Source organism: Marinobacter vulgaris (assembly GCF_003344045.1).
GTDB lineage: Bacteria > Pseudomonadota > Gammaproteobacteria > Pseudomonadales > Oleiphilaceae > Marinobacter > Marinobacter vulgaris.
In genome coordinates, this window is the sequence record NZ_QFWX01000005.1 from 345778 (window position 1) to 365695 (window position 19918).

At 59.1% G+C, this 19918-nt stretch carries 17 protein-coding genes; 11 read left to right on the top strand and 6 right to left on the bottom strand.

Annotated elements, in window-relative coordinates; translation table 11 throughout:
* Positions 1–17: 17 nt before the first annotated feature.
* From DIT71_RS13025 to DIT71_RS13035, 3 genes are read left to right on the top strand one after another with little or no spacing between them, the layout of a single operon-like run.
* The gene (locus tag DIT71_RS13025; RefSeq protein WP_114613647.1) at positions 18–1505 is read left to right on the top strand and encodes a SulP family inorganic anion transporter; all 1488 of its coding nucleotides are present in this window, start codon (positions 18–20) and stop codon (positions 1503–1505) included.
* Position 1506: 1 nt separating this feature from the next.
* Complete coding sequence (locus tag DIT71_RS13030) at positions 1507–2433, top strand: universal stress protein (protein ID WP_114613648.1); 927 nt, start codon at positions 1507–1509, stop codon at positions 2431–2433.
* A complete protein-coding gene (locus DIT71_RS13035; RefSeq protein ID WP_114613649.1) occupies positions 2433–4001 on the top strand; it encodes a phospholipase D family protein in 1569 nt (522 codons plus the stop codon). The genes DIT71_RS13030 and DIT71_RS13035 overlap by 1 nt, the downstream gene beginning before the upstream one ends.
* A 16-nt stretch (positions 4002–4017) precedes the next feature.
* Here DIT71_RS13035 and DIT71_RS13040 read toward each other — a convergent pair whose 3' ends face one another.
* From DIT71_RS13040 to DIT71_RS13055, 4 genes are all read right to left on the bottom strand, one after another.
* Positions 4018–5202, bottom strand: a complete 1185-nt coding sequence (locus tag DIT71_RS13040) for a BaiN/RdsA family NAD(P)/FAD-dependent oxidoreductase (RefSeq protein ID WP_114613650.1) — start codon at positions 5200–5202, stop codon at positions 4018–4020.
* A gap of 183 nt (positions 5203–5385) precedes the next feature.
* Positions 5386–6195: a PhzF family phenazine biosynthesis protein gene (locus DIT71_RS13045; RefSeq protein ID WP_114613651.1), complete on the bottom strand. Its 810-nt coding sequence runs from the start codon at positions 6193–6195 to the stop codon at positions 5386–5388.
* Positions 6192–6833, bottom strand: coding sequence for a response regulator transcription factor (locus DIT71_RS13050; protein WP_114613652.1), 642 nt, complete (start codon positions 6831–6833; stop codon positions 6192–6194). The genes DIT71_RS13045 and DIT71_RS13050 overlap by 4 nt, the downstream gene beginning before the upstream one ends.
* Positions 6826–8325: a sensor histidine kinase gene (locus DIT71_RS13055; RefSeq protein ID WP_114613653.1), complete on the bottom strand. Its 1500-nt coding sequence runs from the start codon at positions 8323–8325 to the stop codon at positions 6826–6828. Before DIT71_RS13055 ends, DIT71_RS13050 begins: the two co-directional genes overlap by 8 nt.
* Before the next feature lie 155 nt (positions 8326–8480).
* Here DIT71_RS13055 and DIT71_RS13060 point away from each other — a divergent pair, with 155 nt between their 5' ends.
* The 5 genes from DIT71_RS13060 to DIT71_RS13080 all read left to right on the top strand — a co-directional run bounded on the left by DIT71_RS13060 (position 8481) and on the right by DIT71_RS13080 (position 14524).
* Positions 8481–10109: an acyl-CoA synthetase gene (locus DIT71_RS13060; RefSeq protein ID WP_114613654.1), complete on the top strand. Its 1629-nt coding sequence runs from the start codon at positions 8481–8483 to the stop codon at positions 10107–10109.
* Positions 10110–10159: 50 nt separating this feature from the next.
* A complete protein-coding gene (locus DIT71_RS13065) occupies positions 10160–11536 on the top strand; it encodes a solute carrier family 23 protein (protein WP_114613655.1) in 1377 nt (458 codons plus the stop codon).
* Positions 11537–11781: 245 nt separating this feature from the next.
* Positions 11782–12732 (top strand): DegV family protein, encoded by a 951-nt coding sequence (locus tag DIT71_RS13070; RefSeq protein ID WP_114613656.1) that lies wholly within the window; start codon positions 11782–11784, stop codon positions 12730–12732.
* 60 nt (positions 12733–12792) lie between these two features.
* Positions 12793–13827 (top strand): hypothetical protein, encoded by a 1035-nt coding sequence (locus tag DIT71_RS13075; protein WP_114613657.1) that lies wholly within the window; start codon positions 12793–12795, stop codon positions 13825–13827.
* 31 nt (positions 13828–13858) lie between these two features.
* Positions 13859–14524 (top strand): LysE family translocator, encoded by a 666-nt coding sequence (locus DIT71_RS13080; RefSeq protein WP_114613658.1) that lies wholly within the window; start codon positions 13859–13861, stop codon positions 14522–14524.
* Between the two features lie 9 nt (positions 14525–14533).
* Here DIT71_RS13080 and fdxA read toward each other — a convergent pair whose 3' ends face one another.
* Both fdxA and mutS read right to left on the bottom strand, forming a co-directional pair.
* Complete coding sequence (gene fdxA / locus DIT71_RS13085) at positions 14534–14857, bottom strand: ferredoxin FdxA (protein WP_114613659.1); 324 nt, start codon at positions 14855–14857, stop codon at positions 14534–14536.
* Between the two features lie 137 nt (positions 14858–14994).
* A complete protein-coding gene (gene mutS, locus DIT71_RS13090; protein ID WP_114613660.1) occupies positions 14995–17628 on the bottom strand; it encodes a DNA mismatch repair protein MutS in 2634 nt (877 codons plus the stop codon).
* 82 nt (positions 17629–17710) lie between these two features.
* On the opposite strand from mutS, the gene pncC reads away from it, so the two are divergent.
* From pncC to DIT71_RS13105, 3 genes are all read left to right on the top strand, one after another.
* Positions 17711–18211 (top strand): nicotinamide-nucleotide amidase, encoded by a 501-nt coding sequence (pncC, locus tag DIT71_RS13095; RefSeq protein ID WP_114613661.1) that lies wholly within the window; start codon positions 17711–17713, stop codon positions 18209–18211.
* Between the two features lie 146 nt (positions 18212–18357).
* Positions 18358–19407, top strand: coding sequence for a recombinase RecA (recA, locus tag DIT71_RS13100; protein WP_114613662.1), 1050 nt, complete (start codon positions 18358–18360; stop codon positions 19405–19407).
* Between the two features lie 38 nt (positions 19408–19445).
* Positions 19446–19916, top strand: a complete 471-nt coding sequence (locus DIT71_RS13105; protein ID WP_114613663.1) for a flavodoxin family protein — start codon at positions 19446–19448, stop codon at positions 19914–19916.
* Positions 19917–19918: the final 2 nt, after the last annotated feature.

Here is a 19918-nt window from a genome sequence, read left to right on the forward strand (position 1 = left end):
TTGACTGGACCTCAACTATGATTAACAAGCTCAAGGCCGACTGGCTCTCCAATATACGGGGCGATCTGCTCGCCGGTATTGTGGTGGCGCTGGCACTGGTTCCCGAAGCCATCGCCTTCTCCATCATCGCCGGTGTGGACCCGAAAGTGGGCCTTTACGCCTCTTTCTGCATTGCTGTTGTGATCGCCTTTGTGGGCGGCCGCCCCGGAATGATCTCTGCCGCCACCGGGGCCATGGCGTTGCTGATGGTGACCCTGGTCAAGGAGCATGGCCTGGAATACCTGCTGGCAGCCACGCTGCTAACCGGCCTGCTGCAGATCGGAGCCGGCTATCTGAAGCTCGGTGGCCTGATGCGATTCGTGTCACGATCGGTAGTGACCGGGTTTGTAAATGCCCTGGCGATCCTGATCTTCATGGCCCAGTTGCCGGAGCTGACCAACGTCACCTGGCATGTATACGCCATGACCGCCGCCGGTTTGGGTATCATCTATCTGTTTCCGCTGATTCCGGTGATTGGCCGCATCCTGCCATCGCCGCTGATCTGTATCGTTGCACTCACAGCAGTTGCGATGGTCTATAACATTGATATCCGCACCGTGGGGGATATGGGGCAACTGCCGGACACCCTGCCGATCTTCCTGTGGCCGGATGTGCCGCTGAACCTGGAAACCCTGATGATTATCCTGCCGTACTCGGTGGGTCTCGCCGTCGTGGGCCTGCTGGAATCGATGATGACAGCCACTATCGTGGACGACCTGACCGATACCACCAGTGATCGCAACCGCGAGTGCAGGGGGCAGGGCATTGCCAATATCGGTTCCGGCCTGTTAGGCGGCATGGCGGGCTGTGCCATGATTGGCCAGTCTATTATCAACATCAAATCCGGTGGTCGCACCCGCCTGTCCACCTTGGCCGCGGGTGTGTTCCTGCTGCTGATGGTGCTGGTGCTGGACCAGTGGCTGGTACAGATTCCAATGGCGGCGCTGGTAGCGGTAATGATCATGGTATCGATCGGTACGTTCAGCTGGGGCTCCATCAAGAACCTGAAGGAGCACCCGCTGTCCACCAACATAGTCATGGTGGTCACGGTTATCGTAGTGGTCGCAACCCACAACCTGGCGTTCGGTGTACTGGCAGGCGTGCTGCTGGCGGCGCTGTTCTTTGCCAACAAGGTGGGCCATTACATGCTGGTGACCTCCGAATTTGATGAGGAAACCGATAGCCGCACTTACAACGTGGTTGGGCAGGTATTCTTCAGTTCCTCGGAAAAATTCACGGAGTCCTTTGATTTCAAGGAAGCAGTGGATAATGTGGTCATAGACCTGACCCGGGCGCACTTCTGGGATATCACCGCGGTAGGCGCCCTGGACAAAGCGGTGCTCAAGTTCCGCCGCGAGGGTGCCGAGGTTGAAATCATCGGGCTGAACGAGGCCAGCGCCACAATCGTTGACCGTTTCGGGGTGCACGACAAACCCGGCGCCGTCGACCAGTTGATGGGGCACTGATATGACACAAGCCAGGGAATCCAACAACGATCCCGGTCAGAATAACAACCATAACGATCACCACGGCGAGGTTGAGATGTTACGAGTAGTTGCCTGTATCGATGGCTCCAGGGCCGCACCGGCGGTGTGTGATTACGCCGCCTGGGCCAGCAAGCACATGGAAACGCCCATAACCCTGCTGCACGTGCTGGACGAAGAGCGTTATCCGACAGAACCGGACCTGGCTGGCAATATTGGCCTGGGTAGTCGCGAACAGCTGATGGACGAACTGGCCGAGCTGGACCGCAAGCGTTCGAAGCTGGCGCTGGAGCATGGTCACCATATGCTGGATGAGGCCGAAGACCGTATGAAGAGGCTTGGCCTCGAGGATATCATCAAGCGCCAGCGTCATGGCGATCTGACCGAGTCCCTGGTGGCTCTGGAAAACCAGACCCGTTTGCTGGTTATGGGGCTTCACGGCGAGAGCAGCTCGGATCGCGACGTACACGTCGGCAGCCAGCTGGAAACGGTGATTCGCAGTGTCCATCGCCCGATCCTCCTGGTGCCGGACGAATACCAGCAGCCGAAAAGCGCGATGCTGGCCTTCGATGGCAGCGCCACCGCGTTCAAGGGCGTGGAGTTGCTGGCAGGCAGCCCGGTACTGAAAGGTATGCCGATTCACCTGGTGATGGTCGGGGCTGATACCAATGACCGTTGGGAGCAGCTGAGGAAGGCCGAGAAGATGCTCGGTGACCTGGACGCCGAAATCACCCTGGCCATCCGTGCCGGCGATGTGGAGCCAACGCTTCACGCTTACCAGGAGGAGCATGACATCGATATCCTGGTGATGGGCGCTTACGGGCACTCGCGGATTCGACAGTTCCTGATCGGCAGTACCACCACGACGATGCTCAAGACCGCCCGCAAACCTCTGGTAATACTGCGCTAATGCTGTTTTGCCAGGGCTCCGTGGCGGCATTGTTGGCGTTAGGCGGCGGATTTCTGGTGTTGGTGGTCTTATTGACGGGTTGTACCGGCGGTTTGCCGCCGGTGACACACCCCGGAGGTGAGAAAACCGTGCAGAGCGAGGACAGCTTCCTGCTCAATCAATCTTTGCAGCGATTGGGCAGTACTGGCGACCAGTCCGGTTTTTACATGCTTGATTCGGGCCGGGAAGCCTTTCTCTACCGTGCGGCCCTGACCGAGGCCGCCGAGCACCGGATCGACGCGCAATATTATATCTGGAACAACGACGGCTCCGGGCGTTACCTGGCAGGCCGGCTGCTGCTGGCCGCGGATCGTGATGTGCGGATACGGCTGTTGCTGGACGATTTCAATATCGAAGGCATTGGCGAACTCTTTGCTGCTCTCGATACCCACCCGAACATTGACGTCCGTATTTTCAATCCCGCTACAAGTCGCAGCGGATGGGGTCGTTGGGTCTCGTTCCTGATGGATTTCAAACGTATCAACCGCCGCATGCACAACAAGACGTTCGTGGTGGATGGGTCGGCGGGTATCGTTGGCGGGCGCAACATTGGCGATGAGTACTTCGGATTTGCTGAGGATCGCTATTTCCGGGATCGTGACGTGCTGGCTTTGGGGGCAGTGGTTGACGGCATGGCGGAGAACTTCCAGGCCTACTGGAACAATCGTTGGGCCTACCCGGTGTCAGCCCTTTACCCCGAGGTTCCCGCGAACGGGGCGGCGGCGATCCTTGACAGACTTCGCCGCCAGGCCGGCACACAGGACGGTATTCCGGTGCCGGCCCCGACAGACAGCGCCCAGGGCAGGTCAGAGCTGGCTGAACTGTTCCACCAACTGACGCTTGCCCGCGGCGAGCTGGTGTTCGATTCTCCCTCGGAAACCATGGACGGGCCTGGCAAAACCCCCAAGCGCAGCGCCAAAGCGCTTCAGCGGCTGGCGAGAGCTTCCACCGAGGAAATTCTGATTGAATCCGCCTATCTGATACTCACCGGGGAGCAGTTGGCGCTGCTGGATGTTGAGGGTCGCCAGGGGCTGGAGGTTGCGGCTTTGACCAACTCGCTGGCCTCCAACGACCTGGTCACCAATCACTCCGGCTATGCTCGCTGGCGCCCTTATATGCTCCGCCGCGGAATACGGATCCACGAGCTCAAACCCGATGCGGAGGCCTGCCAGCAATGGCTGCAAGACGATGCGGTCTGCTCCCGCGGTGAGGTCAGCCTGCATTCTAAATCCGTGGTGTTTGATCGCAGTACCCTGGTGGTGGGATCTTTCAACGTCAATCTCCGCTCCATCTATCTGAATGGTGAAACAGTGTTGATTATCCACAGCGCAGAGATGGCCGAGCGGGTGGCCAAGGACATCCGCTCGGTGATGCAGCCACGGAACAGCTGGGAAGTTTCTCTTGATGAAAGCGGCGAGGTGCAGTGGCGCGGTGAGAAACACCTGTACACCAGCGAGCCGACCATTGGCTGGTGGACCCGTGCCCAGTCCCGGTTCCTGTCATGGCTGCCGATCGAGAAATATCTCTAGTACTTGCCCCGGGTTTTCAGGCGCTGCCGCCCGCTGCCACGCCTGAGGCCCAGGCCCACTGGAAGTTATGCCCGCCAAGATGCCCGGTCACATCCACCACTTCACCGATGAAGTACAGGTCCGGTCGGTCCAGAACCGCCATGGTCCGGGATGACAGCTGGCGGGTGTCCACACCTCCCAGGGTCACTTCGGCGGTGCGATAACCCTCGGTGCCGGCGGGTTTTATGGCCCACTGCCCGAGAGTCCGCGATGCCTGTTCGATGTCGCTGTTTTTGTAGCCCTGCAGTGGACCGGTCCAGCCGTGAAGGTCGTTAAGCGCCTGGGCGAAGCGCCTCGGCAGGTGCTGCTGCAGGTATTGGGCAACCGTGGCTTGTGGTCTGTCTTTCCTCAGCTGGTACAGGTCCTGTTCGATATTGGTCCCGGGGAGCATGTTGATGCTCAGGCTGTCACCGGGATGCCAGAAGCTGGAGATCTGCAGCATCGCCGGGCCACTCAGTCCGCGATGGGTGACCAGCATGGGTTCGCGGAAGTGTTCGTGATTGCAGTGAACGTCCACCGGACAGCTCACCCCCGCCAGTGGGGCCAGTTGCTTCTTCAGTTCCGGGTGCAGGGTAAACGGGACCAGCCCCGCACGGGTGGGTAGAACAGTCAGCCCGAACTGCCGTGCGATGTCATAACCGAATCCGGTGGCGCCCATGGTGGGGATGGAGAGCCCGCCGCAGGCAACAATAAGGGACTCGCAGGTTAGGGTGCCGGAGGTGGTTTGCAGTTGGTAACCGTTTCCCGGGCTGCTGATGGCTTTGACCTCTGTTTTCAGACGCACTTCTGCACCGGCCCATTCGCATTCGGTCAGCAGCATGTTGAGAATGTCCTTGCTGCTGTCTTTACAGAAGAGTTGGCCGGCCGCTTTTTCCTCATGCTCAATGCCGTGGCGCTCCACCAGATCCAGGAAGTGCTGGGGTGTGTAACGTTTGAGGGCGGAGATGCAGTAGTGGGGGTTGGCCGAGAGGAAGTTGGCCGGGGTGCTGTTCAGGTTGGTGAAATTGCAGCGGCCGCCGCCGGACATGAGAATTTTCTTGCCGGGTTTGTTGGCGTGGTCGATCACCAGGACCTTGCGGCCTCGGTAGCCGGCTGTTGCGGCGCACATCAGGCCTGCGGCGCCTGCGCCTATGATGATTACGTCATAGCTCTGGAGTGTCATTCTATTGAGTTCCGGCACGGGTTGAGGACAGTCAGGGATACGCGGTGAATACGTCCATGTACGCTCGACAAAAACATCCATGTTTTTGACGATCCCTGACTGCCCTCAACCCGTGCCTTGCCAAACATCTGTGCTTACCGCCGCTGTGTGTTAACTGGGCGCAGTATACATTTTCTGCTGTTATCAGGGCAGGTGTACGGAACCTTCCATATAGAGCGTGGCCTGGCCGGCTATGGCTACGCGGTCACCTTTCAGTTCGCAGCGCAGTACGCCGCCTCTGGCGGAGACCTGTTGGGCAAGCAGTGTGTTTTTACCAAGTTTTTCGGCCCAGTAGGGCACCAGTACGCTGTGGATGGAGCCGGTGACTGGGTCTTCGTCGATGCCGGCGCCGGGGGCGAAGTAGCGGCTGACGAAGTCGCAGTTTTCTCCGGGCGCCGTGATGATCACGCCCTGGTTGCCAAGTTCCCTGAGTTTGCGGATGTCCGGTTGCGCGGCCTTTACTGCGTTTTCGTCATTGAGAACGACCAGGTAGTTGGTGTCGTTGGGCACAAACAGGGCTGTTGCCGGAGCGCCTCTCAGTGCTTCGTGGATGAGCTCAGGTGTCAGGCGTTCTTCGAAAGCGAGGTTCGGGAAGTCCAGCTCCAGCCAGCCGTCGTCGGTCAGTTGTACGCCAAGGGGGCCGCTTTTCGACTGGAACCGGATCCGCTCATGCTTCCAGCCCAGCTTGTTGAACACGACCCAGGCACTGGCGAGGGTGGCGTGGCCACATAGCGGCACTTCTACGGTGGGTGTGAACCAGCGTATGTGGAAGTCTGCATCCGCTTCTGCCGGTAATGATACCAGGAATGCGGTTTCCGACAGGTTGTTCTCCATGGCCAGTGCCCGCAGCGTGTCGTCTGGCAGCCATTCCTCCAGGGGCATGACCGCAGCCGGATTGCCGCCAAAAACCTGGCTGGTAAAGGCGTCAAGCTGGTAGATCGGTAGTGTTTTCATGGGTCGCTCCGCAGGTTAATCGGGTCCAGCAGGCCCGCCGCAATGGCGATGCCGGTGACGTCAGGGACCCGCTCCACCCCCAGTCGCTTCATGACACGTGCCCGGTACAGGTCGATGGTTTTGATGCCCACGTCCAGCTGTTCCGCAATTTCGCGGCTGGTATAACCCTGGGCCAGTGGCATGAACACATCCCGCTCCCGGCGGGTGAGGGCGGCTATCAGGGCGTCGGTATGCCGGTCACCCTGTTGCCGGGTGCTGGCCTGCTGGTGTTCCTGCAGCGCCTGCTGAACGCTGTCGAGCAGCAGCTGTTCGTTGAACGGTTTTTCGATGAAGTCGAAGGCGCCGGACTTGAAGGCGCGGACCACGATCGCCACGTCGGCATGGCCGGAGACAAAAATGATGGGCAGTTGCGAGCCCCGCTTCTGCAGTTCCTCCTGGACATTCAGGCCTCCCAGGCCGGGCATGCGTATGTCGAGAATCACGCAACCGGTATGCACCGGATCCACCGCCTCCAGGAACAGCCGACCGTCGGCATAGGGCTGCACCTGCAACCCCACGGATTCCAGTAACCACTGGGTGGATTCGAGCATGCCGGCGTCGTCGTCTACCACGTAAACGGTGTGGGGTAGATCACTCATGGGGGTCTGTCTCCCTGGAGGGGTGGCATCTGATTTTATTGCTGTGGAGTGGCGGGAAGCGACAGACCAGCACCAGGCCACCGTCATCCGCTGGTTTTGCATCCAGGAAGCCGCCAAAGCCCTCGACGATGGATCGGCTCATGGAAAGCCCCAGCCCCAGCCCCTGGGGTTTGCTGGTGTAGAAGGGCGTGAACATCTGCCGCAAACCGGTCTCGTCCAGCCCCGGGCCCTGGTCGGCAACCTCCACCAGAATTTCCTGTTCTGAGTTCACGCAGGTTGTCACGGTAATCTGTGAGGGGGTACTGCTGTCCTGGTGGGCCTCAATATTGGCATCGATACCGTTGCGGATCAGGTTGATCAACACCTGCTCAAGCAGCACCGGGTCAGCGGTAATAACCGGGTCGCTGTCGGTCAGGCGTTCCCGTATGGCGACCCGGTTCTTGTCTGCATCCCACTGGCACAGGCGCTTTACGTTGGCCACGGCGTCGTTGATGCTGATGGGGGCTGTACGCTTCTGGCCCTTGCGCAGAAATGCCCTCAGTCGCCTGATCACTTCCGATGCCCGGTTGGCGTGGTGGGTGATGCGCTGGAGGCCGTCGTCCACCCGCTCCAGGCACTCCGGGTTGTCCCGCGCCTGTTTCAGGTAGCGCTGGCTGGCACTGGCGAAATTGACGATGGTGGCCAGTGGCTGGTTCATCTCGTGGGCAATACTGGAAGCCAGCTCGCCGAGGGTTGCCAGGCGGGCCGTGTGAGCCAGTTCGTCCGCCAGCCGCCGGTTGTTCTCCTCGGACTCAACCCTCGCAGTGATGTCACGGGACACACTCACCACTTCAATCACTGCGCCGGTGTAAGTTTCCCGGATGGCCCGGCTGGCAATCTCGAACCAGCGCTTGCTGCCGTCCCGATGAGTGATATCAAGCGTCAGGGTGGCATAGCCTTCATCCCGAAGACGGTTGCGGACGTCTTCCAGCTCGCCGTTAAGGGTGCTGCTACGGAACACGTCTTCCAGCGGCTTGCCCCTGAGCTCTTCCGGCCAGTAACCCAGTAACCGCCAGGAGGCCGGGGTGGCGTCTATAAAACGGCCATCCGGCGCGTGGCGGGAAATGAGGTCGGTGGTGTTTTCGGTGATCAGGCGGTAGAGGCGGCTGGAGCGGGTGGCTTCGTCCAGCTTGCGGATGTCATCGGTGGCATTCCTGCCCCGGGCCAGAACCTGGCCAGAGGCCTGGTCAGGTATGAATGTCCACAGACAGATAAGCCCGGCAAGCCGGCTCTCCACATCTGCAATCGCCCGCCCCTGGGAGAGGCAGGCGTTGATCAGTGCCTGGGTATTAACCGGAAGCAGGCCCGCTACCCGCTCCGTTCCTGCACGCTGTGCCAGGGCTCTCGCTGCCGGATTATTTGCCAGAACCCTGCTGTCAAAGCCAAGAACCAGCCCGGCTTCCGGGTCGGTGTCGGGAAGCTGAAAGGCGGGGACTGTCGCTGTTATTGTCATTGGTCAGCCGTTATATAGTATAAGCACTATAATACATTGGTGTAATTTCTAGTATATCTACTATCCAATACCATTCCTGCCAGCCAAGAGTATAGCTTTTCCGGCGTACTTACTGAATACACCATAAGAACAATGGAACCCAGAGGACCACAGCAATGACCTCGATTTTTGACCAGGGCCTGGAGCCCGTCGACGCCAATTATTCTGTTCTGTCCCCCATCGATTTTATCGAGCGCACGGCAAGCGTGTATCCGGAATACACATCGGTGATTCACGGCGCCATTCGCTACAACTGGGCTCAGACCTACGAGCGCTGTCGCCGTCTGGCCTCGGCACTGGCTGGCCGCGGCATTGGCCGTGGCGATACCGTGGCGGCGATGCTGCCCAATATCCCGGCCATGGTGGAGTGTCACTTTGGTGTGCCCATGATCGGCGCGGTTCTCAACACACTGAACGTGCGCCTGGACGCCGAAGCCATTGCCTTCATGCTGGAGCATGGGGAAGCCAAAGTCATCGTGGCGGACCGGGAATTTGGCGATGTGGTCCGCGATGCCGTCAGCCGTCTGGACGAAAAGCCCCTGGTGATTGATGTGGACGACCCGGAGTACGGTGAAGGCACCCAAGTGAGTGAGCTGGATTACGAGGCCTTCCTGCAGGAGGGTGACCCGCAGTTCCAGTGGAGCCTGCCGGGCAGCGAGTGGGATGCCATTTCCCTGAACTATACCTCCGGCACTACCGGCAACCCGAAAGGCGTTGTCTATCACCACCGCGGTGCCTACATGAACAGCATGGGCAACCAGGCGGTGTGGTCCATGGGGCAGCATCCGGTCTATCTGTGGACCCTGCCCATGTTCCACTGTAACGGCTGGTGTTTCCCCTGGACGGTCACCGCTCTGGCAGGCACTCACGTGTGCCTGCGCCGGGTGGACCCTGAGAAAATTCTGCAGTTGATCCGCGATCACCAGGTAACCCACATGTGTGGTGCCCCTATTGTTCTCAACGCGCTGCTGAACGTGCCAGAAGCCGCCAAGGCCGGCATTGACCACGAAGTGAAATCCATGACCGCCGGCGCCGCGCCCCCCGCCCAGGTCATTGGCGCTATTGAGGAGATGGGCATTGCCGTCACTCACGTTTACGGCCTGACAGAAGTGTACGGCCCGGTTACCGTGTGTGCCTGGAAGTCCGAATGGGACGAAAAAACCCTGGATGAGCGGGCTACCCTCAAGGCTCGCCAGGGCGTTCGTTATCCGACCCTTGCCGGCACCATGGTTGGCGACCCCAATACCATGGCGCCGGTTCCCAAAGACGGTAAGACCATTGGCGAGATATTCCTGCGTGGCAATACCGTGATGAAAGGCTACCTGAAGAATCCCCGGGCCACCGAGGAAGCCTTCCGCGGCGGCTGGTTCCATACCGGGGACCTGGCCGTCTGGCACGAGGACGGCTACCTGGAAATCAAGGATCGCCTGAAAGACATCATCATCTCCGGTGGCGAGAATATCTCTACCATCGAGGTGGAGGATACTCTCTATCGTCATCCGGCCGTACTCGAAGCAGCCGTGGTTGCGCGACCGGACGATAAATGGGGCGAAACTCCCTGCGCATTCATCACCCTCAAGCCGGAAGCCGGCGATGTGAGTGAAGAGGACCTGATCGGCTTCTGCCGCGAGCGTCTGGCCCGCTTCAAGGTGCCCAAAACCATCGTGTTCACGGAGCTGCCAAAAACCTCTACCGGCAAGATCCAGAAATTCGTGCTGCGTGACCAGGCGAAAGAACTCGGCTAACACCAAAAACAACAGGCGGCGCGAACCACCTCGCGCCAGGAGACTTTGTTATGCAAATGTACCATCGCAAGAACGGGGAAGAGCAGCCGTACTGGCCCGCTGGCCCTTTCAAGATCCGTTTGCCGTTTGTCCACTACCGCTGGGAATTTGCGGAAATGGTGCAGGGGCTGATCATGTTCGTGGTCAGCCTGGCGATGATTCCGCTGCTGGAAACCTATCTCGGCGTGCCTTACGACGTCGCACTCGCTTACGTTGTGATCTGCGGCGTTGGCTTTATGTTGCCGGCACTGTTGGGTGTTCCGCTGGTGCCGGGCTGGATCACCCCGGGCATACCCGTGGTGTTGCTGTTCCTGGGAGACTACGAGCCCGGACCCGAGGCCATTCAGGCGTTGTTCGCGCTGCAGTTCCTGGTATTTGTCATCTTCCTGGTGCTGGGCATAACCCGCCTGGGTAGTAAGCTGGTAGAGCTGATTCCCCGGTCCATGAAAGGCGGCATAATCATCGGTGCCGGCATTGCGGCCCTGATGGGGGAAATCGAGGCTGGCGGCCGGCTGGCGGAAACGCCGATTTCCCTGATTGTCGGGGGTCTGGTTTGTCTTTACCTGATGTTCTCCGTGTCTTTCAAGGGGTTTGTGGACACCAACAGTATCGCCCGCAAGATCGCCAACTACGGCATGGTGCCGGGTATGGTGGTTGCTATTGCTGTGGGCTTTGCCACCGGTGAATACGCGGTTCCCGATGTCGAGTGGGGCATTACCAAGCCGGCATTTGACGAGCTGTGGAACTACCTGCCGTTCTCGGTTGGTTTCCCGGATGCCAATGTGTTCCTTTATGCCATCCCGACCGCGGTGATCGCCTACGTGATCGCCTTCGGCGATATCGTTGTGGGCCAGTCGCTGATGAGCCGCGTGGACCATTTACGCAAAGACGAAGACATCGACAACAGCATTGACCGTGTGCACCTGGTAACCGCTATTCGTAACGGTGGCCATGCGTTCTTCGCCCCCTATCCCGGCCTGGCAGGCCCGATCTGGACGGCGGTAACCGCCACCATGGCAGAGCGCTACAAGTACGGCCGCAACGCCATGGAGTCTATCTACAGTGGTGGCGGTACCTTCTGGATCACCGGTTTCATTGCCGTATTCATGCTGCCGCTAGTGAGCTTTTTCCAGCCGGTGCTGCCGATTGCACTGTCACTGACCCTTCTGCTGACCGGTTACATCTGCCTGATGGTGGGTCTTGAGCAACTGGAGAACAATACCGAGCGTGGCATTGCCGGCACCATGGGTGTGGTGCTGGCAGTTTATGGCGCGGGCTGGGGCCTGGCCACCGGTGCGGTACTGTATTTCCTGATTGAACGCACCAAACTCATTGGATTTACCGCCGACCCGGAAGCCCCGGGCGTGAAGGCCGCGGAAGAGCACTGAACGAGGGCCTCCGCTTTCGACGGAGGCTATCAACCCCTGTGTGTCCTTGGAGGTATCGGCTTCGCCATACCTCCTTTTTTTGTGTCCTGATCAATAAAAACCTCTGCGGACTTGAGCTGGAGCAAACTGCCCGTCATCAGACTGCTGAAATTACTATGGTGTTGTGCAAGACTGAGCGCTGCCAGGAACAACGACAATAAAGGGGAGTGTCCCGGCAGGAACAGCTTCCCCAGGTTGGAGGCCCCATGCGTGTCGGTCTAATAGTGGATTCCGCTTGCGATCTGCCCTACGAGTTCAGTCGCAAGCACGATCTGTTCGTACTGCCCGTGACAGCCGTGATCGATGGCCAGACCTACGTTGATGAGCATGAGCCCGTACGCACCCAGGAGTTCTACCAGAGCGGGCTGTTGCAAAAAGGCCATCATGCCGAAACCCGGGCATTTTCTCCGCGGCAGATTCATGACTTGTTTATGGAGAAGATTGTCACCCAGTTCGATGTGGCGATCTGCGAGACGGTCACCCGCTCACGGAGCCTGATTTTCCAGAACGCCACCGAAGCCATGAACAGTGTAATGGCGCACTACCATGAGGCGCGCAAGGTGGCAGGGCGAGACGGCACGTTTTCCATGCGCGTGGTCGACAGCAGACAGATCTTTGCCGGCCAGGGGCTGTTGGCCGCCCACACGCTCAGGCTGATCGGTCAGAAGCTGCCAAAAAATGTCCTCCGCAATGAAATAGAGAGCTTCACGAACAGCATCTATACCTGTGTGATTCCCAGGGATCTGCATTACATCCGGGAGCGTGCCCGCAAGCGTGGCGACAAGAGTGTTTCGGCGCTGGTGGCCTTCCTGGGCAGGACCCTGAATATCACTCCGGTGATTTTTGGTCTGGGTGCCGAGGGTCAGCCTGCGGCGAAAACCCGTAGTTTTGATACGGCCGTGGAAAAGGTGATGAATTACGCCGCTGCCCGGGTGCAGGCGGGGTTGCTTACGCCCTACGTCAGTCTGTCCTGCGGGCTGACCTGGATTGAAATCGAGGACCTTCCGGGCCTGAATCGCCTGCGGGATGCCTGCGAAAGGAATGGCGTGGATCTGCTGCTGTCCCAGATGGGGATTACCAGCAGTATCTATATCGGCCCTGGCAGCCTGTGCCTGGCACTGGCGGCAGAACCTCACGAATTCAATGATTTTCAGTAATACTCGTCTCATGCAGCCCGGGGCAGCCCTGCCACTCCCAGACAGTAACGGACCCTGATTATGACCCAAGGCAAAACGGATCTCGCCAATACCCTGCTCGAGCAGCATGTGAAACACGAACTTGCGTCTCTGAAAGGCGCTAAACTGCGCCGGTTTCTGGCAACCGAGGTGGATGAACTGTTCGATTACGCCGGTAGCATCACACTGAATCGTCTGATCTCACCAGAGCAGGTGATGGGGGTGATCCAGCGCATCGTGATCGACATGGAGCTGGCTGCAGGGGTACCAGAAATGGCAGGAGAGATGGCGACGGAAGTACTGAATGCCCGGGTCCAGCGAACCTCGCGGCTAAGGGACATCATTACCAGGGAGCAGGTCAGCGGTTTTCTTGAGCAAGCGCTGGAACTCCGGAGGCAGCGGGAACGGGTGATCAGTAAGATCATGGCGCACCCCGTCTACCAGCAATTGGTTTCGAATCTGGTGTACCAGGGCGTGATGAAATACCTCTACGAGGATAATCTGGTCACCAAGAGTGTTCCCGGCGTCGGCTCGATGATGAAATTCGGCAAGCGTATGGCCAACAAAGCGATGCCCGGCCTGGACGAATCCTTCGAACGGGGGTTCAAGACCTGGCTAGCGGACAGCCTGCCCGGGCTGATTGCTCGCAGCGAACAGTTCCTGCACCGGGCCCTGACGGATGACGAACTGCGCGACAGTGTGATGGCTGCCTGGGTTGCCGTGGAAGACCGCACAATGGAAGAGCTTCACGAGGGCCTGGGCAACGTGCAACTGCAGGCGTTCTTGGTGCTGGGGTACGAATTCTGGTTGCAGTTCCGCAAGACCACGTATTTCGAGGGCTGTGCCAGGGCTGTTGTGGAGCACCTGTTCGCCATGTACGGTGACAGGCCGGTGATAGAGCTGCTTGGCGAGGTTGGTGTAGACCATGATCTGGTAATGGCAGAAGTGGATGCCCTGGCAGTCCCGGTGATAGACGTGTTGCGGGAGGAGGGGTATCTTGAAGCCGTGATCCGCCGTCGTCTTGAGCCATTCTACAGGTCCGCGGCGGCGAAAAAGCTTTTGCAGCAGTCGAACTGAATACGCCTGCTGTCATTGGGGATGTTTAGACGTGTGGATACCAACCGATCTGTTCTGGGCCTATCTGGTGGCCATTTCACTGCTGACGGTAACACCGGGAGTGGATACCTTGCTGGTGATGCGGAATGCCGGGCGGGGTGGATTGCAGAGTGGCCTGCGGGACGGTTGCGTAACCAGCATTGGTATCTGTTGCGGGCTGTTTATTCATGCCGCCCTGTCGGCCCTTGGCATTTCAGTATTGCTGGTCGAGACCGCCTGGGCATTTACGGTGCTCAAATGGGCCGGTGCCTGTTATCTGATCTGGCTGGGGCTGAGCTCATTGCGACAGGCCATTAAGCGGGCGCCAGATACGGGCGCAGAGCCGCAGCCTACTGATTCCTTGCAGCCCCTTGTGAAGCCAGTGTCAGCCAGGATGGCGTTTCGTGAGGGCCTGTTGTCCAACGTGCTGAACCCCAAAACCGCACTGTTCTATATGGCGTTATTGCCGCAGTTTATCGATCCCGCCGGGAACGCCTTTCAGCAGTCACTGTTCCTTGCAGCGGTTCACTTCGTATTGGCTATGGTATGGCAATGTGGGTTGGCGTTGCTGGTGGTCAAATCCCGCCGGCTTGGGGTGGGTCAGGGCATCAAACGTTCGCTTAACGCCCTGACCGGCGGCTTTTTCGTTGCTATAGGGGCAAAGCTGGCCGCCCAGTGAGTGCAGCCGTTATTTTTCCAGGTACTGCAGCTTGTCCGGCTTGCCGTCCCACTCTTCGGCATCCGGCAGCGGATCTTTCTTCTCGGTGATGTTTGGCCACTTGCCCGCGAGATCGGCGTTGAGCTCAACGAACTGGACCTGATCTGCGGGCAGCTCGTCTTCCGAGAAGATGGCCTCGGCCGGACACTCCGGTTCGCACAGGGCGCAGTCAATGCACTCGTCCGGATCAATCACCAGAAAATTCGGGCCTTCGTAGAAGCAGTCAACGGGGCACACTTCCACGCAGTCCGTGTATTTGCACTTGATGCAGTTATCGGTAACGACAAACGTCATAGTCAGATTCCTGGTCCGGTAGTCAATCTCATCAGTGTAATAATAATTGCGCGATATTGTATTGAGCGGCCTGTCCACTCGCAAGCGCCAAGGCGTACTATCGTTATTACCTGGGTCAAGTTGGTGCCATTTTCCAGTTATTTCTTCAGCAGTTCTTTCAGCTCATAAAGACGATTCAACGCATCACGGGGCGTCAGCCCGTCAACGTCCAGTTCTGCCAGAGTCTCCTCCACCCTGCTGGGTTCGAGGCTGGCGAACATGTCCCCCTGCATGACCGGCTCACTGACCCGGGCTCGGCGTTTGCTTTTTCCATTCTCGGCTGGAGAAGTTGCGGCTGGAGCCGGCCCGGGGCTCGCCGAGGCGGCACTGCCTTCCAGGTGGGACAGTTGTTCCCGCGCGTTACGGATAACGTCCTGGGGTACACCCGCCAGTTTGGCGACCTGCAGACCGTAGCTTTGGCTGGCGGGGCCATCGTGAACATTGTGCAGGAATACGATGGTGTCGTCGTGCTCTGTTGCCGTCAGATGAACGTTGACCGCGTGCTCCAGTTCGTCGGCCAGTTGCGTGAGCTCGAAATAGTGGGTCGCAAACAGCGTATAACAGCGAATGTGCTTCGCCAGATGCTCGGCAGTAGCCCAGGCCAGGGAGAGTCCGTCGAAAGTGCTGGTGCCACGCCCCACCTCATCCATCAACACCAGGCTGTACTCGGTGGCGTTATGGAGGATGTTGGCGGTTTCGGTCATCTCCACCATGAACGTTGAGCGCCCGCCGGCGATGTCATCGGATGAGCCCATCCGGGTGAAGATGCGGTCCACCGGACCGATAACTACGCGGTTGGCGGGTACGAAGCTGCCGGTGTAGGCCAGCAGGGCGATCAGTGCCGCCTGGCGCATGTAGGTGGACTTGCCGCCCATATTCGGGCCGGTGATCACCAGCATGCGCCGCTGCCGGTCCATCAGCAGATCGTTGGGCACATAGGGATCGCTCAGTAATTGCTCGACCACCGGATGGCGGCCCTCCTCGATGTCGAAGCCGGGATTTTCGCTGAATTCCGGCGCGCTGAAGCGCAGACTGGTAGCCCGTTCGGCAAAGTTACTGAGCACGTCCAGCTCAGCCAGGGCCTGGGCGGCATCCTGCAGGGGCGCCAGTTCCGCGGCGACGGCCTCCAGCACCTCGTCGTACAGGGCTTTCTCCCGCGCCAGCGAGCGGCTTCTCGCGCTGAGGGCCTTGTCCTCGAACTCTTTGAGTTCCGGGGTGATGAAGCGCTCGGCGTTTTTCAGGGTCTGGCGGCGGATGTAGTCCACGGGCGCCTGACCGGATTGGGCGCGGGTGATTTCAATGTAATAACCGTGCACCCGGTTGTAGCCCACTTTCAGTGTGCTGATGCCGGTGCGTTCCCGCTCCCGGGTCTCCACATCCAGCAGGAACTGGCCGGCGTTTTCACTGATGTTGCGCAGCTCGTCCAGCTCTTCATCAAAGTCTTCCCGTATTACTCCGCCGTCGCGAATCACCACCGGGGGATTGTCGATGATGGCCCGCTCCAGCAGATCCGCCAGCTCGGGGTATTCGTTGATCGTGGTCGCCAGCTTGACGATATGGTGGGAGTTCACCGGCTTGAGAGCCTGCTGAAGGTCCGGAAGCGCCTGGAACGCATCCCGTAATCGCGCCAGATCCCTGGGGCGGGCGGAGCGCAGTGCCACCCGCGCGAGCACCCGCTCGATATCGCCAATGGTTTTGAGCAGGTCGTGGACCGGCTCGTAGTGAAATCCGTCCAGCAACGCGGCGACCGCCTGCTGGCGTTGTCCCACCACGGTAACGTCCCGCAGTGGCCGGTTCAGCCAACGCCGCAGCTGACGGCCACCCATGGACGTGGCCGTGCGGTCCATTACCCAGGCCAGGGTGTGTTGGCTGCCACCCATCAGGTTGGTGTCGATTTCCAGGTTGCGGCGGCTGGTGGCATCCAGGATGACCGCCTCTTCCCGGCGCTCGCGGCTGAGCTTGCGAATGTGGGGCAGGGCAGTGCGCTGGGTTTCCTTGGCGTATTGCAGCAGGCAACCGGCAGCGCAGATTGCCAGGGTGAGGTCGTCACACCCGAAGCCGGTCAGATCTCGCACCTGTAATTGCTGGGTGAGCACGCGCCGGGCAGTATCAGACTCAAACAGCCAGGGGCCCTGGCGGCGGATGCCCGTGTAACCCTCAAGTACATCCTGGTACGGGAAGTCTTCGCTGACGAGGATTTCCGCTGGTCGCAGGCGCTGAAGCTCGCCTTGCAGGCTCTCCAGATCATCCAGCTCGGATACGGTAAAGCGCCCGCTGGAAATATCCAGGGAAGCGAAACCGAACTGCTGCCGTTGGCTGTAGATCGCAACCAGCAGATTATCCCGCCGGTCCTCAAGGAAGGCATCATCGCTCAACGTGCCTGGCGTCACGATGCGAACAACCTGGCGGTCGACCGGTCCCTTGCTCGTGGCCGGGTCGCCGATCTGTTCGCAGATGGCGATGGATTGACCAGCCCGCACCAGACGTGCAATGTAACCTTCAGCGGAATGGTACGGAATGCCGGCCATGGGAATCGGGCTGCCGCCGGACTGCCCGCGGGCTGTGAGGGTAATGTCCATCAGCTCGGCGGCCTTGCGGGCGTCCTCGTAGAACAGCTCGTAGAAGTCCCCCATGCGGTAGAACACCAGCTCGTCGGGATGTTCGCCCTTGATCTTGAGGTATTGCCTCATCATCGGCGTGTGCTGGGACAGATCGGTCTGGGCTGCTGACATGAACGGGTCCGGATCCATTGGCTTTATAAGAAGGCAGGGATTGTAAGAAAATAACCGCCATGATGAAACGAAGGAGATCATTATGCCACTGACCGACGAAGCATTGACGGAAGCGGGTGAGCAGCTGGCTGAAGTGCTTGAGCGGCGACAGCTTACCATCGCCACCGCCGAAAGCTGCACCGGCGGCTGGGTTGCCAAGGTATTGACCGACCGTGCAGGCTCCTCTGCCTATGTGCTGGCCGGGCTGGTTACCTACAGCAATGGCGCCAAAACCCAACTGCTTGGGGTCACCGAGAAATCCCTGAACGAATATGGTGCTGTCAGCGAACCGGTAGTGCGGGAAATGGTTGCAGGTGCGCTGGCGGCCACGGGCGCCAGCGTTGCGGTGGCTATCAGCGGTGTTGCCGGCCCCGGGGGCGGCAGCGAAGACAAACCGGTGGGTACGGTGTGGTTTGCCTGGGGCAGCGCACCGGGGGACATCGAAGCGGTGGTTGAAACCTTTCCCGGCGATCGTGATCAGGTACGGCGCCAGGCTGTATTTTATGTATTACAGGGAGTTAGGGGCTTTCTGGAAAACTCCTGAAACCGGGGGGTTGGTCTTGCCCGCGGGTTATGTTTTAATACTGTTCAAATATACAGGAGTTCGGTCTTGCCGGGTTCCGCAGTCCACGATTTCGGCCGTTGGGTTCCCGTCCCGATAACGGCATTGGCGACAGAGGGTTTGCAACGATGGAAGACAAGCGCAACAAAGCACTGAGCGCGGCACTTAGCCAGATTGAACGCCAGTTCGGCAAGGGCGCCGTGATGAAAATGGGTGACCAGCCCCGTGAGGCCATTCCTGCGGTTTCCACCGGGTCCCTTGGGCTGGATGTAGCCCTGGGTATTGGTGGCCTGCCTTACGGGCGGGTTTGCGAGATTTATGGCCCGGAAAGTTCCGGTAAAACCACACTGACCCTTCAGGTGATCGCCGAAGCCCAGAAGGATGGCAAAACCTGCGCCTTTATCGATGCGGAACACGCTCTGGATCCCATTTACGCCGAAAAGCTGGGCGTGAACGTGGACGATCTGCTGGTATCCCAGCCGGATACCGGTGAACAGGCGCTGGAAATCGCCGACATGCTGGTGCGCTCCAATGCGGTAGACATCATTATTGTCGACTCTGTCGCTGCGCTGACTCCGAAAGCCGAAATCGAAGGTGAAATGGGTGACAGTCACGTGGGCCTTCAGGCTCGGTTGATGTCCCAGGCGTTGCGGAAACTGACCGGTAACATCAAGCACGCCAACTGTCTGCTGATCTTCATCAACCAGATCCGCATGAAAATCGGCGTTATGTTCGGCAGCCCGGAAACCACCACCGGTGGTAACGCGCTGAAGTTTTACGCCTCGGTTCGCCTGGACATCCGCCGCATCGGCTCGGTCAAGGAAGGCGACGAGGTTGTTGGCAACGAAACCCGCGTGAAAGTGGTCAAGAACAAGGTTTCTCCCCCGTTCAAACAGGCGGAATTCCAGATCATGTACGGCAAGGGCATTTACCATATGGCCGAAGTGCTTGATATGGGTGTCAAGGAGGGCTTTGTGGACAAGTCCGGTGCCTGGTATGCCTATAAGGGCGACAAGATCGGCCAGGGCAAGGCCAATGCCTGCAAGTTCCTGGAAGAGAATCGGGAGATTGCTAACGAAATTGAAGCCGCTGTGCGCGACAAGCTGATGCCGAAGCCGGTAAAGAAAGAAGCCGTCGCTGAAGAGATAACAGCAGACGCCAATGGTGAGCTTCTCTAAGTGCTGTTGTGAGTACCTGACCTGTCGGGGGAGGTGGTATGGAGACGAAGAAAAGACTGCTGGTTATTGCCCATGCACCCTCCCCGAATACCCTCAAACTGCGGGAAGCCGTAGCACAGGGGGCAAAACATCAGGACATTGAAAACGTCGAGGTGACGGTGCGTCCGCCTCTGGAAGCCGGCCCCGACGATGTTCTGGCGTGTGATGCCATTATCCTCGGTACTACTGAAAATCTGGGCTACATGAGTGGCGCCCTTAAAGATTTCTTCGACCGCAGCTATTATCCCTGCCTTGAGAGAACCCAGGGCCTGCCCTTCACGTTTTACATCCGCGCCGGACTTGACGGCACAGGCACTCATCGTGCTATCGAATCCATCACGACTGGTTTGCGCTGGCGCCTGGTACAGGAGCCACTGCTGTGTCATGGCGAGTATAGGGACGAGTTCGAGGACCAGTGCCGGGAACTCGGGCTTTATGTGGCGGCTGGCCTGGATGCGGGTCTGTTCTAGGT